We start from the raw sequence: 15,694 nt of genomic DNA on the forward strand, positions 1-15,694 counted from the left end.
CGTATCACAGTGTAGAATATGCCCGCTAAATGACTGGCTCTCCGGCAACCGGAGAGCCAGTGCAAACGCAACAGTTTTGTATTACGGTTTTTCCGTCGCTACAGGTCTGTTGCGTGTGCCTTTTATAAACTCCACACTCTTTATTTGGTCGCACATGAACCCGATAGTAATAAACCAGCTGCAACGTAAAATCGGCTATACTTTTACACAACACGATTTATTAATGCAGGCGCTGACACATCGCAGTGCCAGCAGCAAACATAATGAACGCCTGGAGTTTCTGGGTGATTCCATTTTAAGTTTTGTCATTGCCAATGACTTATATCACCGTTTCCCTAAAGTGGATGAAGGCGATATGAGCCGTATGCGCGCTACATTAGTGCGCGGAAATACCCTGGCAGAACTGGCCCGTGAGTTTAATCTCGGCGAATGTCTGCGCCTGGGACCCGGCGAGTTGAAAAGCGGCGGCTGCCGTCGTGAATCAATCCTCGCGGATACCGTCGAAGCACTGATTGGCGGTATTTTTCTCGACAGTGATATTCAGACCGTTGAGAAAATTATTCTCAGCTGGTACGAGTCCCGGCTCAGTGAAATTTATCCGGGCGATAAACAAAAAGATCCGAAAACCCGGTTACAGGAATATTTGCAGGGGCGTCATCTGCCTCTGCCGAATTACCTTGTTGTTCAGGTGAAAGGTGAGGCTCATGATCAGGAGTTCACTATTCACTGCCAGATAAGTGGCGTAGAACAACCGGTTAAAGGTAACGGTTCCAGCCGTCGGAAAGCCGAACAGGCCGCGGCGGAACAAGCATTAATTTTGTTGGAGCTTGAATGAGCGAAGAAAATACCTATTGCGGATTTGTCGCAATAGTCGGACGCCCTAACGTGGGCAAATCCACCTTACTGAACCAGTTACTGGGTCAGAAAGTCTCTATTACCTCGCGTAAACCGCAGACCACGCGGCATCGCATTATGGGGATCGACACACAAGATAATTACCAGATTATCTATGTGGACACCCCGGGGCTGCACATTGAGGAAAAACGGGCAATTAACCGCCTGATGAACCGTGCAGCCAGCAGCTCCCTCGGTGATGTGGAGCTGGTGATTTTTATGGTTGAAGGCACCCACTGGACGCCGGATGATGAGATGGTACTGAATAAAGTCCGCACTCTGCATTGCCCGGTGCTGCTGGCCATCAACAAAGTCGATAATGTGGAAGATAAAAGCAAGCTTCTGCCACACATTGCCTTTTTAAGTCAGCAGATGGATTTCCTCGACGTCGTTCCGCTGAGCGCCGAGAAAAAAATGAACGTGGATACCATCGCGAAAATTGCCCGCAAGCATATTCCGCAGGCACCATTCCATTTCCCGGAAGACTATATTACTGACCGTTCACAGCGCTTTATGGCCTCAGAAATCATCCGTGAAAAACTGATGCGTTTCCTGGGCGATGAACTGCCGTACTCTGTTACTGTTGAAATTGAACGTTTTTTAGTGACAGAAACCGGGTTATTCCATATCAATGCGCTGATCCTTGTTGAGCGTGATGGCCAGAAAAAAATGGTTATCGGCAACAAAGGCAGCCGCATCAAAACGATCGGAACGGAAGCCCGTCACGATATGGAACGCATGTTTGAAGCCAAAGTGCATCTGGAACTGTGGGTGAAAGTCAAAGCCGGCTGGGCAGATGACGAACGCGCACTCCGCAGTCTGGGTTACACTGACGACCTGAAATAATTCAGCGATGGACGGCTGGCAACGCGCCTTTGTGCTTCATAGTCGCCCTTACAGTGAAACCAGTCTGATACTGGATGTGTTCACTGAACAGGAAGGGCGGCAGCGCCTGCTGGCGAAAGGGGCGCGCCGCCGCCGTTCTCATCTGAAAGGGACGTTACAACCGTTTACGCCCCTGCTTATCCGCTGGGGCGGGCGGGGCGAACTGAAAACTCTGCGCGACGCAGATCCCATCTCCCTCGCGTTACCCCTGTCCGGCTCTGTGCTCTACAGCGGATTGTATATCAACGAATTACTCTCCCGCCTGCTGGCAAACGGCGTTATTTACTCCGCACTCTTTTTTGATTATCTGCGCTGCCTTCAATACCTCGCGGCGAGTGAAACCACACCTGAACAGGCACTGCGTCAGTTTGAACTGGCACTGTTGCACCACATCGGCTATGGCGTGGATTTTTTGCACTGCGCAGGCAGCGGGCAGGAAGTATCTGACACCATGACGTACCGCTACCGCGAAGAAAAAGGATTTATCGCAAGCATGGTGGTGGATAACGGCAGTTTTACCGGACGTGAATTGAAAGCCCTTGCCGCAAGGGAGTTTCCGGATGCGGAAACATTACGTGCCGCCAAGCGCTTTACCCGTATCGCTTTAAAACCCTATCTGGGCGGAAAGCCCTTGAAAAGCCGTGAATTATTTCGCCAATTTGTGCGCCCGGCACCGGTTTCGAAAGAAAATAGTCACAGTAGTTCCTCTTCGGTTGAAAAAGGTTAAACTGAACAATAAAAGTTACCCTGAGGATTAAAAAATGAGTGAAGTTTTATTGGGCATAAACATTGACCACATTGCTACTGTCCGTAACGCACGCGGCACCAACTATCCGGACCCGGTTCAGGCGGCATTTATCGCAGAGCAGGCGGGTGCAGAAGGGATCACGGTCCACCTGCGGGAAGATCGCCGCCATATTACGGATCGTGATGTCGAACTTCTCCGACAAACTATTCAGACCCGCATGAATCTGGAAATGGCGGTGACGGATGAAATGGTTGATATCGCGTGTCGTATCAAACCGGTATTTTGCTGTCTGGTGCCGGAAAAACGCCAGGAAGTTACAACTGAAGGCGGGTTGGATGTCGCCGGACAAAAAGAGAAAATCGCACGTGCTGTTAAGCGTTTGACCGAAGCCGGAATTAAAGTTTCTCTGTTTATCGACCCCGATCATACCCAGATTGATGCCGCAGATGATGTTGGCGCACCTTTTATTGAAATTCATACTGGTGCTTACGCTGATGCGGTGACCTCACAGGAAGAAGATAAAGAATTTTTCCGGATAAAAGATGCCGTTGCGTATGCTGCGGGTAAAGGTCTGAGTGTTAATGCCGGACACGGTCTGAACTATCATAATGTTCAGCGTATTGCTGCACTCCCTGCCATTTATGAGCTGAATATCGGTCATGCCATTATTGGTCGTGCAGTATTCAGCGGACTGGCTGCTGCTGTTGCAGAGATGAAAACATTGCTGAGAGAAGCCCGTCGTTAATGGCTATTGTTGGCATTGGTACAGATATTGTTGAAATAAGTCGCATTGAAGCGGTCATCGGGCGTACCGGTGACCGCTTTGCAAAACGTATCCTCAGTGAAGCGGAATGGGATGTTTATTTACAGCACAAACAGCCTGTCCGTTTCCTGGCAAAACGCTTTGCTGTCAAAGAAGCCGCCTCAAAAGCCCTGGGAACAGGGATCCGACAGGGACTGGCGTTTAACCAGTTTGAAGTCAGTAATGATTCGCTGGGAAAGCCGAACCTGACCTTTCTCGGCTATGCCGGGGAACTGGCAGCTGCCCGGGAAGTGACGCACTATCATGTCTCAATTGCGGATGAGCATAACTACGCCTGTGCCACCGTGATCCTCGAAACAAACCCAATTTAATGTAGTGCGCCTGTTTACAGGCGCGCTTACTTAATTAGTTTACCTCTGTCAGATTTTATCTGCGTGATGTATCAACACAAATTTATCCCACAGCATTTCCTGAGTCTCTGTATGCACAGGGTCGATAATAATCGTATTCGTTATCGGGCAAACAGACTGGCAGGTCGGCTTATCATAATGTCCGACACATTCAGTACATAAGTCAGGATTGATTTCATAGATAGAATCACCCATTGAAATTGCGTCGTTAGGGCACTCAGGCTCACACATATCACAATTGATACAACGCTCAGTAATCAGTAACGCCATAGTCGCTATCACCATATAAATCATTTAAAATTCAGCAACTTATATCTTGCACTTATACGTTACTATTAGCCCTTACGTGTAAATATAACCAGTATCAAAACATTGTATTTACCGGCTCAGCAACACAAAATAGCAACACAAGCCTTTACTCCTGCCCTAAAATACCCTGGTTTGTGAGCCGCGCTATAAGTGACTGCAAAATAAGGAGTTTTATGAAACTTTGTGTTACGAATGACCCCGCAGACGCCGGTGAGGCTGATTATATAACCGCGTTATCACGCTGGGAAGCCAGTAAACCCCCCTATACAAGCCGGGACATGAAAATTTGTGTTACTGCTGCTGTCACTATCTTAAATTATCTCAAAAAATCCCGCAGAACGAAGAACGAAGTACGAAAGAGACAATTTTTTGCGGCTCGATTTTAGCCGTGGCGGTAAGGTTACCATTTATGGAGAGTTTTCTGAAGTAATGTGGCTCAACGGGTGTACTTACAAATCCACTTGCTCCTCTGAGCAAGTGGAAAGTCTGAGCGCGAAAATGATACCTGAATTCAGGTTTTCCGGGAACGTAATCACTTCAGGCTCGACGTAATAGTTAATTGAGATTTCTCGTTTCGGACAATGAAGCCGAAAATTTTTGTTCAAATGGCCTATTGAACAGTAAAAAAAATCAAGGATGAAGATAGCTATTAATTGCAATAGAAATTGCCGCAGCAGACGTATCTTTCATGCCATCAATATACAAAATATTTGGATAATGGTTTTTTGTTGTATTATCATATGCACGATATAATTCCCAATTTGCAGTAGTAGCTAACTGAAGGATACTTGACCAGCAACTTATTGCATTTATAGCACTTTGTGTAAGTGTCCATGAAAGTAAGAAATGTCTCCCTGGTGTTTGTTTGTTCATTTTTTCAGTTTGATCGCTGATCATATAGCTTACATCCTCTGTATCGGAATAACTATTATATGTATTAAAATCAGAGTGATAGAAAAACCCTAATCCCTCTTTATTTCCAAGATCTATGTTTTTTCCCTCAAATATTAATAAAACGGATGCCTGTTTGTAGATGAAACTATTTAAATATTTCTCTGTAAGATCTTGTTTTTTATAATTTTCAATACAATAAAGATTCTTGATTGAAGAAAGTTTAGCTATCAATTTATTCCAGTCATCTTTAGTAAAGTCCCAATAATTATTATCTCTGTTTAGAGCGTGTGAAAAGTTCAGAATAATTAATTCCTTGTGTGATGCCGTGAAGGAATTAACTTCATTAATTATCGAACTGATTGATTGACCATTAGCTCCCTGCCATCCTACTGGTGTATTTGTGTTACCATAGTGGCCGGTGTAAAAATCATTCTTGTAAAGAACAGGTCGGACATCAAAGTATCTGGCACCCATTTCTAATTGTTCGAATATTCCTTTATATTGTGTTACCGTATTGCAATGCCTGGCATGTGTAGTGTCGGCGGTATAAAAACTCATTCCTGAGTCATGAGTTCCCGGCATACAAAGTTCTTTTAATTTTGTGTTTTGTACTTGTAATGGGCTATTTTGCATCCAGTCTGAAGCAATTAAGTCACAGCTGGATATATAGCTCCTTTCGATATAGGAAAGTACAAAGTAAACCGTACCATTATGTTCCCAGCCAATTTTACATATAGAGCCTTTGTCATGGCTGGTGGTACTTATATTTTTAAAATGTACCTGTAAGAAAAATTCATTATTCACACATCTGGCCTGGATGGTGAATGACATCGCGTTAGTTGTTCCTTCTAATTCATAAGTTACCTCTCCGGCGTCATTATTTATATCATTACCAAAAGTGGTATTAAATTCAATGTGTGTACCTGCACGTGCTCCTCTGTCGATAATTTCCGGAAACGACCATTCATCCATTTGGTAACTATGTTGATGAATTTTGTACCATTTCGATGTAGTACCATTGATAATTACAAGATTACCGCCGTTAGATGTTTTAGGTGATATTTTAGGTGACATTTTAATTCTCTTTTAGAAGATAAGTAAATAATATAAATTCAAATTAAAATGTACCATAAAAAACTTGAGATGGTTGAATGATTCTTAATATTAATTGAGAAAAATCAACTTTACATAATGTTAGCCTAAAAAACTCTGGTTTAATGAAACGTAAAATATTTATATGTGATTATTTTTTGATGATATTATAACTATATGGATGGATGGTGGGTATTTCATATCGTTATCAATCAGTGAAACAGAAACTTCCTGTGAATTATTAAATCAAAGTAATTGGTATACAATGAAAATATTAACAAGCTAAAGTAAATCATAAATGTGCTGCTAATGCCCTTCTTTGAAAAAGGGACAGTTAATCAGTAATAACTATTTATTTCATTAATATTTCTCTGAGGCACAGATTTAAATAAGAGATTTATATCCGTTCAGTAAATAAGGTGCTAAATGCCAGATCGTATCATTACCGGTAAATTGTACATTCATTTTCAGCAGCATATTTTCTGAAAGACAAAACGGGAAAAAATGATACAGATGCATTGTAAACATAAATACATCACCGGGGTTATCAAATTTTTCCGGATTTAATGTCATTGTCAGAGAAAGACAGCGGTAGGGCTTGCCTTTCATCAATCGATCCTCAAGGGCGGTATTAATATCAGTCAATCCTTCAAGATGCTGATTAATTTGTTTACTGCGTTGCCGGTCATTCTCCTGATATAAAATATAGTCGCTGACCATTTGCTTAACAGATTCAACAGAAGAAAGCATAAATCCATTCGCACTGTAATGAGATAACAGGTTCCAGTAGTATTTGTTATCCGTTATCGGGGGATAGCAGGGTGTGCATGCTGTAATATTTTTAGCTGCAAGCAGATCGGGCAGTAACGGGCTTAAATGACAGATATCACCGGGATTACTCTGTGGGTTATTAATGATACAACGGTAAAAACACCGGAAATGAGGTCCGGGCGGGGTAGTTATCACTTCACCCTGACTATTATAAAAATGTATATAATAATTATTTTTTCCGGTGATCGTTTTATCAATACTGAGCGCATAAAACCAGGCGTCTTTATATTTTGGCAGAAGCCGCGATGATGGAGTGAGATGAGTAACAGAATAAAAATCAGCGACTATACCCCGTTGTTCATCATTATTACCCTGAGTCACTTTGTAACGACCCCGGTAGCCGAGACACAGGCAGAGCCAGATAAATTCAATCAGATCCAGATAACGTTTTGGTTCGCCAAGCAAGCGTTCAATCAGGACAAAGACTTTTCCCCCGCCCCGGGATTCATTATGAAAATGGACCAGTAATGATTTTTTCACCCATCTGTTATCGGTATTCCATCTCAGTCCCAGCGCGGTTTCATCGATGAATGTGCACAATACGTAACGGAATGACACAATGGCGCCCGGCTCATAGCCCTGAGATTGAAGTTGCTGCTCAATCGCCTGAATATCCGTGACAACCTGCGGGTACAACTTCTCCGGGAGCGGGGAACCTGACAAAGTACGCATACGCATCACCATTCCGAGCAACGGTGTGGCGGCATCGATCATCGGGTTAATATTTGCGCCGCGCAGCGGGATCCGGTACTGCTTATTTTCTGCCGGCTGTTGTATATTATGCAGGGTCTGGTTCGCCGGTCATGCATCACCCCCGTTACGGGTGGCCCGGAACTGAATGTCCAGCTCAGGGAAATTACCGGAGACGTGGAATGCAATCGACCCGTTTTGCTGAATTTCCTGCCATGCATTTCCCTGGCGGTCAAGGCGGAGATTGTACAATTTCAGGCGAAAATTCAAAATATTCCAGCAATTCTGATTTCGTTGCGTGGATGATATTAACTTTGATATTTTCACGAAAATCAGTGCGGTCTACCAGCGGCTTCAGTGAGCGCCATGAGGACTCAATTTCCTGAAGCTGATTGTTGTGCAGGATTTCATCCATCTGCACGCTGAGTTTCTTGTCCGGTTCAATGAGCATTTTATCAATCAGCAGCTTATTAATTGGTTCTTCTTTTGAATCTCCGGCAAGAGTATGACTGATAAATGCAGCAACCCCTTGCTTTGCAATATCATAAGCTTCCGTTTCCGGTGTCATCCGGGATTGAGACATAATTTCATCAAGCAGTGATGTTCCGGTATTAACCAGACCGGCTTCCTGTTTTGCATTTACTGTTGCTGTAGACATAACACCATTCCCACCAATTATTTATTACTGACGATATCCAGTTCTTTTAACAGTTGCTCACGGGTCACTTCATTATCCAGCAGAGCCTGAAGTTTTTTCCGGAAAGCAGGAATATTACCGAGCGGACCTTTTAAAGCGACCAGCGCTTCCCGCAACTCAAGCAGTTTATTTAATTCAGGGATCTTCTTGGCAATATTATCCGGTGAGAAGTCACGAAGAGATTTAATATCCAGATTAACCGAAATTTCTGAATCACTTTCTTCTTCGAGATGATTTTTGACGGCAAATGTCAGGTTGATATCGGCATTTTCCATAACTGAATTAAAATTATTCTGATCAATGGAAACCGTTTTGTGTTCTTCAATTGGAGTATCTTCTTCTTTGTTCTTAAAGTCACCAATAAGCAGAAGATTATGAGGAAGTTCAATTTCAGCCCGACTTCCTCCGTCATGAGGGGTGTATTTGATATTAATTCTTTCTTTTGGTGCAACGCTGCCAAGCCTGTTCTTACTCATTGGATATCCTTAATATTACACTTTCGCAAAAAACAGCCACACGCATGTAAATAGTAGATTTCAACATGTCTCTTTTTTTATTAATGTTTTAATTCATATATTTAACTTGGTTATGTAGTTAATGTGTGACTGAATCATTCTATTTTTACATCCGATTTTTGTATGATATCTTATGGCGGAATTTAAGTGGAATAATATAAATAGTGCCGGATAGAACCAATTAATAATGATACATATTGTTAATAATAAGAAGGTAATATGAGAGGGGGAATAAATCAGCAGAAAATCATCATTGAAAATGATAGTGCCAATATAAATGGAACTGTATTAAGCAGACATCTGTTTGCCAAACAGAAAGAAGAAATAGCCTGTTTGGGGGATGCTGTTTATTGCCCGCGATGTGATTCAACCGGTGTTATCACTGAAGGTAGCCCTATGATGAAAATACAAGGAGTTTCCGTAGCACTGGAAGGGCATCATGTGAACTGTGGTTGCTCCGGGGGATGTATACTGGTAGTAAATAATTAGGGCTGTGTGATAAGAAATTAAAATCTATATAAAATAGTAATAACCTGCTGTTGTATTGTGTATTATTTATTATTTATTATTTATTATTTATTATTTATTATTTATTATTTATTATTTATTATTTATTATTTATTATTTGTCTGAATACAATTGTTGTTATTACTTTATACAAACAAGATGATTTTTTGGTGTGACTAATTACCTTTATTTTATAAAGGCAAATGATGTTAATTTGAGGTGGAATATGAGTTCCGGTATTTATACCGTGAGTTGCTTTACTGACGGAACTCCCGGTCTTGCAAGGAACCCTTTGCGTTGCAGAAAAAAATGGGAGATGATGAGAAAATAGTCACTGACAAAAGGTAATATAACTATGTTTCCGGAATATCGTGATTTGATCTCCCATCTGCGCCAGAATAATCTTAACTTTCGTGCGCTTTTTGATAAGCATAATCAACTCGACCATGAAATAGCCCGGTTAGAGCACTCTGACAGGAGAGGCTATGGCGATGAAGTTGTGGAATTAAAGAAACAGAAGTTACGATTGAAAGAGGAAATTCATCAAATCCTCAAAAATCCGCCTGAAGATGAATAAACGCTGTCTGTAGCCATCGGTTAAACCGGTGGTTTTTTTTATGTATCAGTATAAATCGCAGTGAGACGAATTTCCGTTCTGTATTGCCGGTATTGTGCCTCCGGTTTATACCCTTATTCATTCAAGCTGCAGGTTTATTGGCTTCACTCAGCCAGCCTGGTCACATAGTTTATCTATGCTCCCCGGCGGTCAGAGCTTGCCGCCTTCCTGCATCCTGAATGATGTTGGGTATAGTAAAAGGCATAAAATAGCCACCAAAACGGAGACAATATGATCCGCTACCGACTGATGACAAAAGAAGATTGCGCGCAGGTCGCTACATTATTACAGGCTAATGCACAGTCCCGGAAGGGGGGCTTGCTCGGGGAATATCCCCCGGAAAAGGTGAAAAGTATGTTTATGCATTCTCTTCATACGGTTGTTGCAGAAATCGGAAATACCCTTATCGGTGTGCTGTTTAGTTTTTCGCCCGGGGCTGCATCGGTTTCGCCGGTTACACAACAAATATCACGACAGTTTAATGAATTGCTGAAAAATAACTGGTTTTACGGCCCGGTTTGTATTGATGCGGATTATCGCGGCCAGGGCGTTCTTCAGTCTCTTTATAAAACAATGTGTGAGCTGAATAAAGGAAAGCCGGTTGCGTTTATTAATCAGGATAACGTACGGTCTGTTCAGGCACATCTGAAGTCAGGAATGAGAGAGGCGGGCCGGTTTACCTGTGATGGAGTTCCATATTTATTGATGGTTGGCAGTAAATAAGTACATTTCTTTATTAATCGCATATCAATTATTCTGCGGAAACGGTTCGTTTTTTGTAAAAAAGAACCATTTATCTTTTTTTAGTTATCTATTTCTCCTTTTTACGTAGTATTAACTATACTGTTGGAGAAATAACGAATGTCCGCTTTAACATGATTTTCAATTCAAGGAGCTTGTTATGGGGTATTACGAATTAAAGAAATCCACGAAAGATACACCACAGCCGTACTATTTTGTTCTGAAAGCCGGAAACCATGAAATCATTGCAACCAGCGAAATGTATGCCTCAAAGCAGGGTGCATTAAACGGGATTGCATCAATACAGAAAAACGGATCATCTGAGGTTATTAAAGACCTTATCTGATAAGGTTTTATCTTAAATCTATAAGGCTCACGCGGGGTGTTGTTAACCGTGGTGAGCCTTATTTTTTGTATTTTATACCCTTATTCATTCAAACCGCAGGTTCGTTGGCTGCACTCAACCAGCCGGGTCACATAGTTTATCTATGCTCCCCGTCTGATTTCCCTTGCCGCCTTCCTGCATCTTGAATGACGTTGGGTATATATCTGTAGTCATGTGTCCGGAATGATAAAAATCAGGGGATATTAGTACGGCAGAAATATAAGCGCGGTATTCTCTGGCTGAAACACAATGATGGTTGTCTTATATGCAAAAGATTATTGCAGGACTGCCGTTTATAGTGTGATTACAGTTATGATTTCCGGGTTGAATACAATGATTTTACTGTTATTAATATGCGGATGTATTGTCGGGTCGACAACGGTGTTATTTGGTTTCGGTGGCGGTTTTTTTATTGTTCCGCTGCTGTATGCACTGTTAACCACGGGTATTGACAGCAGGACAGGAGACGCAGCAATGCATATTGCTGTGGCGACATCTACCTGCGTTATGATATTCAGTGCATCAATGGCAACTTCCCGTCAGCATCGTGCGGGAATGATTGACTGGTGCCTGGTTCGTCCTCTGATCGGCTATATTTCATCGGGCGCTGTTTTGGGGGCTATATTTGCCATATCGCTGCAAGGTATATGGGTAAAATGGATTTTTATCAGCTATTTGATCATAACGTTGCTTGATAGTTTTTTCCGTCCGGGTTTTATGACACAGGTAGCGGATTCTGCCCGCCCTGTGTCGGAGGGCGTGACGGCAATTACCGGCACAACAATCGGCATTGTTGCTGCATTTTTGGGGGTTGGCGGTAGTGTGATGACCGTTCCGCTGATGCGCAGGCGTGGTGCAAAGATGGCACAGGCAACAGCAATGGCGAATCCGCTATCCCTGCCGATGGCGCTGGCGGGAACCATCACTTACATCGTGATGGCATCGAATGATACTTCGGAGTTTGGTCGCGGTTTTGCTGGTTATGTGGATATTCAGGCGTGTATTTTATTGGTTGCCGGCTCCTGGCTGGGGCAAAAATTAAGCTCGCCGCTAATTGGTCATATTCCTGACAGATTCTATGCCAAATGTTATCTCGGGCTGCTGGTTTTTGTTCTCTTGGTGATGCTCGTTATTTAGAACAATATCGGTAAAATTGGCGATCTGTTACTAAAATACAATAAAGTGGCTTTTTTGCTTTATTATCTGGTTTTGTGATCTATAAGCTTTATTTATATCTTCTGTTGCCTTTAAATAGTTAGCGGGTTCTTTTTTAAGACTCAGGCTATAAAATACTAAGCAAGGTTTACAGGAGGTCTGATCATGATGCCAATCACGAAAAGTACAATGGTATACCCTATTAGTTTCTTCACCTGCATGGCAGTCGTTATCTTTATTATTGCGTTATTGATTAAATAACAAGGTAATACGGATGAAAAACCTCCCGGAAAACGGGAGGTTTTTATATCGCCTTATCAGGCGTTTGAATAACCCATGGATAACAGTTTAATAATGATCAGATCGCGCCCTGTTTGTCCTCTTTAGTTTTTGTACTTTTTTTCCCTTTCTCACTTTTTACTTTAGCGTCATGCTTAATAATCTTTGTGTTATTTTCCGCTTTAGAGGCGGAAATACCGGAGTGTGCTGCTGAAACAGCCGGTGCAGATGTAGATGCCATTGCGCCATAAGAAAGTAAGCTGGCCAGTGTTGCGACAATAATAACAGAACGTTTCATTTTGATATCCTTAGTGTTGGGTTGATACCGGCGTTTGCGGGTATGGATGAAACATATTCCTGTTTTTTTTGCCGCACAACAGAATGTACATAAACAATGATAATATTTTCAATTCTAAATAAAATTGACAAATACTGATGATTTTACATAAGGCAAATAAAGCAAATCATCATAATAAACAACAAGTTAATTTATTTTTTGTAAGATATTAAATGGTTTATAAAATGTTGGTTTTATTTTGTTATGCGTTTTTTTTATTATTAGTAACTTAACTCACTTACTGTCATATATGCCATATTAACTTAAGTTAATTTTAATTTAACTCAAAATATCCGGATTTATAGTAAAAGGATTTATCTCTCACAGCAGAACAGCAGCAGTGTATTTCTGCTGTTCTCTGTATTAATCATTGCGGGTGTTATCTTCTTTTTCTCCTTTAAAACGACCTGATAATACGTCTGATACAAATTGATCCGGTTGTATATCCGGATGATCACACACCCAGGCTTTGACGGACTGTTTTCGGGCAGAAATAAAGCCGGCTAATTCACGGAAAATACGCTTTTCAACATTACACAGTCCGCCTTCTCTCATCTCCATAGGATGGATAAGCACAGCATAACTTTGCGGTAAGAGTTTTTTCCATAACGGGCGGGGAGGGTCCAGTTGTAAAACGGCTTTTTGCAGTGTTTTTACCGCAGAGAGCATATCCCCCACAAGCAGACGACTGGTCGTAAATGGTACTTCAGCTGTTTCTGTCACTTCTCTGTGTGCACAGACATCCCGGATAATCATTTTATTTGGATAAAGCCGGATATAGAGATAAGTTGTATTCATTTTTAGCTTTTTGTGCGCAATTATTCGTAAGTATTATTCTAAATTAGCAGATAAAACAATCAATTGATTTTTCCTGATTCTGTGTCGTCGTGATCATTTTTGATCTTATGATTGACGCTTTTCTGTGCATTGACTACGATATTAATTCATTCAAATGAATTAATTTTTGAGGTCGATAATGAAAACATTACGTTCTGCTATACCGGATAGTTTTTCTTTACAGGAGCGGGATCGCCGCTGGAAGCTGGCACGTGACATCATGCGTCAGCGTAATTTAGATGTTTTGATTGTTTATGGTGACCGGGAATCAGCGGCACCTGCGCCTTTCTGTGTGGATCACTATTTTACCAATGACCGCCTCGGGTCGGTGGTGATTTTTTATCAGGATAATGACCCGATCGTGATGACATTTGCGCCGATGATGATAGCCGACCACATGCAGGCCGCTATGCGGGGAGATAGCCAGTGGTTGTCTCCTGAGCAGATAATGGTCGGGAAAACCGGGCGTAATATCGGCGCATTACTGAAAGAAATTAATGTCCCGGCGACAGCACAAATCGGGGTTATCGGACTTGAGCCATATCCGCCGTTTTATTTTGATGGTGCGATGCCGTTCAATACCGTAACCGGAATTAAAGAAGCTTATCCGCAGGCGGCGATTGTGCCGGTTTACCGGGATTTTTTTGTTCGCGCATCAGTAAAAAGTGAGGAAGAACTGGTACATATCCGCCATGCGGCTGCCATTGGCGAGGCAATGAGTGAAATTATGCGTGTGACAGCAGTGCCGGGTAACAGCGAGGCTGATATTGCTGCGGCAGTGACGGCAACATGCCTTTCTGCGGGCGGCTTCACGGCTGAAATTCTGCTTGGATCAGGGCCTGAATATATCGGTTGGGGACAACCTGCCTGGCAGTATCGTTCTCAGCGTCCACGGGAAATTGAGCGTGGTGATATTGTATTGTCAGAGATTTTTGCACTGTATGGAATGTATGAAACACAGCACCAGGCCGCTGTTGCAGTCGGTAAAATTCATCCGGAACTGGAAAAAGCAGCGCAAGTCGCGCGGGAATGCTATGAAATAGGCGTAAACTATCTGAAAGAGGGCGTGACATTCGGGGAAGTGGTTGATGAGATGGAAAAACCATTACTTGCTTCCGGTGGCTGGCATGTGCATCCACTCATTCACAGCATCAATCCTTACGGGCCAATCGGTTTCGGGACAGCTCCGGGCATTGAATCTCTGCCGCTGGTAAGTCGTTACCGCAAAGTTGAGCGTTTACCAAATCCTGGCCGTGAACTGGTTCTGCAGGCAGGAATGAGCTTTGCATTTGAACCAAACTGCGCCTTTGGCTATCATCTGTGTAACTTAGGCGGCACAGTGATTGTCGGGAAAAACGGCGGGATTGAACTCAACGATAACCCGACCAGGCTGATGCGCGCTGATATCTGACATTCTGATGGGTAATCGCAGTATATGCAAAAAACAAATAAGCACACCACATCATCGGAACACACCAAAGAGAAACTGATACAGACAGGGATCCGCCTGTTTGGGCTCTACGGGCTGAATGGTGTCCGTACCCGGCAGTTGGCGGAGGAAGCGGGTGTTAATCAGTCGGCTATTCCGTATCATTTGGACGGAAAGCAGGGCGTGTATGCCGCGGTTATCCGGAAAATTACAGATGATTTGGCAGCGATGACAAATGCACCGCAGGCTGATGCCGCATTGCAGCAGCTTGCGCAGCAGCCGGGACCGGACAAAGAGTCACTCAGGCGCGTGTTAGTCAGTCTGATGAATGGGTTGGGACAGGCGTTACTGTCGCCGGATCATGCACTGTATGCACAATTGATCCTGCGTGAGCAACTGGAGCAGACTGAGCATTATGATGTTATCTATCATGCATTTATTCTGCCGGTTCACGAACGGCTGACAACCCTTATCCGTCTGGCTGAGCCTGAAAAAGATATGCAGACTGCCATTATTACTGCACATGCACTTATCGGGCAGATTCTGGGATTTGTGGTGGCAAAAAAAGCCTATCTGCGCCGCAGCGGGCTTGAAATGATTAGTGATAATGAACTGCCGCTTATTCTGCACCAGATAACCGGCTTATCCTGTCGTGCGCTGGGACTTTGATGGTAGCGGAC

General features: G+C 42.9%; 18 protein-coding genes and 3 pseudogenes. 12 read left to right on the plus strand and 9 right to left on the minus strand.

Going from position 1 to position 15,694, the window contains the following annotated elements:
• Positions 1-154: 154 nt before the first annotated feature.
• Genes rnc through acpS form a run of 5 tightly spaced genes read left to right on the plus strand, consistent with a single transcriptional unit; the run spans position 155 to position 3,661 of the window.
• On the plus strand, positions 155-835 hold the full coding sequence (gene rnc / locus ACMHKJ_RS15815) for a ribonuclease III (RefSeq protein ID WP_413495548.1): 681 nt from the start codon (positions 155-157) through the stop codon (positions 833-835).
• Positions 832-1,740: a GTPase Era gene (era, locus tag ACMHKJ_RS15820; protein ID WP_413495386.1), complete on the plus strand. Its 909-nt coding sequence runs from the start codon at positions 832-834 to the stop codon at positions 1,738-1,740. The genes rnc and era overlap by 4 nt, the downstream gene beginning before the upstream one ends.
• A gap of 7 nt (positions 1,741-1,747) precedes the next feature.
• A complete protein-coding gene (gene recO, locus ACMHKJ_RS15825; protein ID WP_413495388.1) occupies positions 1,748-2,506 on the plus strand; it encodes a DNA repair protein RecO in 759 nt (252 codons plus the stop codon).
• A gap of 34 nt (positions 2,507-2,540) precedes the next feature.
• Entirely contained in the window at positions 2,541-3,272 is a 732-nt protein-coding gene (gene pdxJ / locus ACMHKJ_RS15830) for a pyridoxine 5'-phosphate synthase (RefSeq protein WP_413495390.1), read from the plus strand.
• Positions 3,272-3,661 (plus strand): holo-ACP synthase, encoded by a 390-nt coding sequence (gene acpS, locus ACMHKJ_RS15835; protein ID WP_413495392.1) that lies wholly within the window; start codon positions 3,272-3,274, stop codon positions 3,659-3,661. The genes pdxJ and acpS overlap by 1 nt, the downstream gene beginning before the upstream one ends.
• 48 nt (positions 3,662-3,709) lie before the next feature.
• Here acpS and ACMHKJ_RS15840 read toward each other — a convergent pair whose 3' ends face one another.
• The 7 genes and pseudogenes from ACMHKJ_RS15840 to tssB form a co-directional block, all read right to left on the minus strand.
• On the minus strand, positions 3,710-3,970 hold the full coding sequence (locus tag ACMHKJ_RS15840) for a YfhL family 4Fe-4S dicluster ferredoxin (RefSeq protein WP_413495394.1): 261 nt from the start codon (positions 3,968-3,970) through the stop codon (positions 3,710-3,712).
• 669 nt (positions 3,971-4,639) lie between these two features.
• Positions 4,640-5,977 (minus strand): PI-PLC domain-containing protein, encoded by a 1,338-nt coding sequence (locus ACMHKJ_RS15845; protein ID WP_413495396.1) that lies wholly within the window; start codon positions 5,975-5,977, stop codon positions 4,640-4,642.
• Between the two features lie 402 nt (positions 5,978-6,379).
• Positions 6,380-7,147, minus strand: a complete 768-nt coding sequence (locus tag ACMHKJ_RS15850) for a type VI secretion system baseplate subunit TssF (protein ID WP_413495550.1) — start codon at positions 7,145-7,147, stop codon at positions 6,380-6,382.
• Positions 7,124-7,612, minus strand: a pseudogene (icmH, locus tag ACMHKJ_RS15855) (type IVB secretion system protein IcmH/DotU); the annotation flags it as partial. The pseudogene icmH and the gene ACMHKJ_RS15850, both read right to left, overlap by 24 nt.
• A 15-nt stretch (positions 7,613-7,627) precedes the next feature.
• Positions 7,628-7,753 (minus strand): annotated as a pseudogene (tssK, locus tag ACMHKJ_RS15860) (type VI secretion system baseplate subunit TssK); the annotation flags it as partial.
• Positions 7,754-7,757: 4 nt separating this feature from the next.
• Positions 7,758-8,174: pseudogene (locus ACMHKJ_RS15865) on the minus strand (type VI secretion system contractile sheath domain-containing protein); the annotation flags it as partial.
• Between the two features lie 17 nt (positions 8,175-8,191).
• Positions 8,192-8,689, minus strand: coding sequence for a type VI secretion system contractile sheath small subunit (gene tssB, locus ACMHKJ_RS15870; RefSeq protein WP_413495398.1), 498 nt, complete (start codon positions 8,687-8,689; stop codon positions 8,192-8,194).
• A 258-nt stretch (positions 8,690-8,947) separates the two neighbouring features.
• Here tssB and ACMHKJ_RS15875 point away from each other — a divergent pair, with 258 nt between their 5' ends.
• From ACMHKJ_RS15875 to ACMHKJ_RS15895, 5 genes are all read left to right on the plus strand, one after another.
• A complete protein-coding gene (locus ACMHKJ_RS15875) occupies positions 8,948-9,217 on the plus strand; it encodes a PAAR domain-containing protein (protein ID WP_413495400.1) in 270 nt (89 codons plus the stop codon).
• A 373-nt stretch (positions 9,218-9,590) separates the two neighbouring features.
• Positions 9,591-9,812, plus strand: coding sequence for a DUF465 domain-containing protein (locus ACMHKJ_RS15880; RefSeq protein ID WP_413495402.1), 222 nt, complete (start codon positions 9,591-9,593; stop codon positions 9,810-9,812).
• A gap of 270 nt (positions 9,813-10,082) precedes the next feature.
• On the plus strand, positions 10,083-10,574 hold the full coding sequence (locus tag ACMHKJ_RS15885; RefSeq protein WP_413495404.1) for a GNAT family N-acetyltransferase: 492 nt from the start codon (positions 10,083-10,085) through the stop codon (positions 10,572-10,574).
• Between the two features lie 178 nt (positions 10,575-10,752).
• The gene (locus ACMHKJ_RS15890) at positions 10,753-10,938 is read left to right on the plus strand and encodes a YegP family protein (RefSeq protein ID WP_067398520.1); all 186 of its coding nucleotides are present in this window, start codon (positions 10,753-10,755) and stop codon (positions 10,936-10,938) included.
• Between the two features lie 372 nt (positions 10,939-11,310).
• Entirely contained in the window at positions 11,311-12,114 is an 804-nt protein-coding gene (locus tag ACMHKJ_RS15895; protein ID WP_413495406.1) for a sulfite exporter TauE/SafE family protein, read from the plus strand.
• Positions 12,115-12,490: 376 nt separating this feature from the next.
• On the opposite strand, the gene ACMHKJ_RS15900 is transcribed toward ACMHKJ_RS15895, so the two are convergent.
• Both ACMHKJ_RS15900 and ACMHKJ_RS15905 read right to left on the minus strand, forming a co-directional pair.
• Positions 12,491-12,709, minus strand: a complete 219-nt coding sequence (locus ACMHKJ_RS15900) for a hypothetical protein (protein WP_413495408.1) — start codon at positions 12,707-12,709, stop codon at positions 12,491-12,493.
• 402 nt (positions 12,710-13,111) lie between these two features.
• Positions 13,112-13,546, minus strand: a complete 435-nt coding sequence (locus ACMHKJ_RS15905; RefSeq protein WP_413495410.1) for a hypothetical protein — start codon at positions 13,544-13,546, stop codon at positions 13,112-13,114.
• 178 nt (positions 13,547-13,724) lie between these two features.
• Here ACMHKJ_RS15905 and ACMHKJ_RS15910 point away from each other — a divergent pair, with 178 nt between their 5' ends.
• Positions 13,725-14,996, plus strand: a complete 1,272-nt coding sequence (locus ACMHKJ_RS15910; RefSeq protein WP_413495412.1) for a M24 family metallopeptidase — start codon at positions 13,725-13,727, stop codon at positions 14,994-14,996.
• A gap of 24 nt (positions 14,997-15,020) precedes the next feature.
• A complete protein-coding gene (locus tag ACMHKJ_RS15915) occupies positions 15,021-15,683 on the plus strand; it encodes a CerR family C-terminal domain-containing protein (protein ID WP_413495414.1) in 663 nt (220 codons plus the stop codon).
• Positions 15,684-15,694: the final 11 nt, after the last annotated feature.

The organism is Morganella psychrotolerans (assembly GCF_965118875.1).
GTDB lineage: Bacteria > Pseudomonadota > Gammaproteobacteria > Enterobacterales > Enterobacteriaceae > Morganella > Morganella psychrotolerans_C.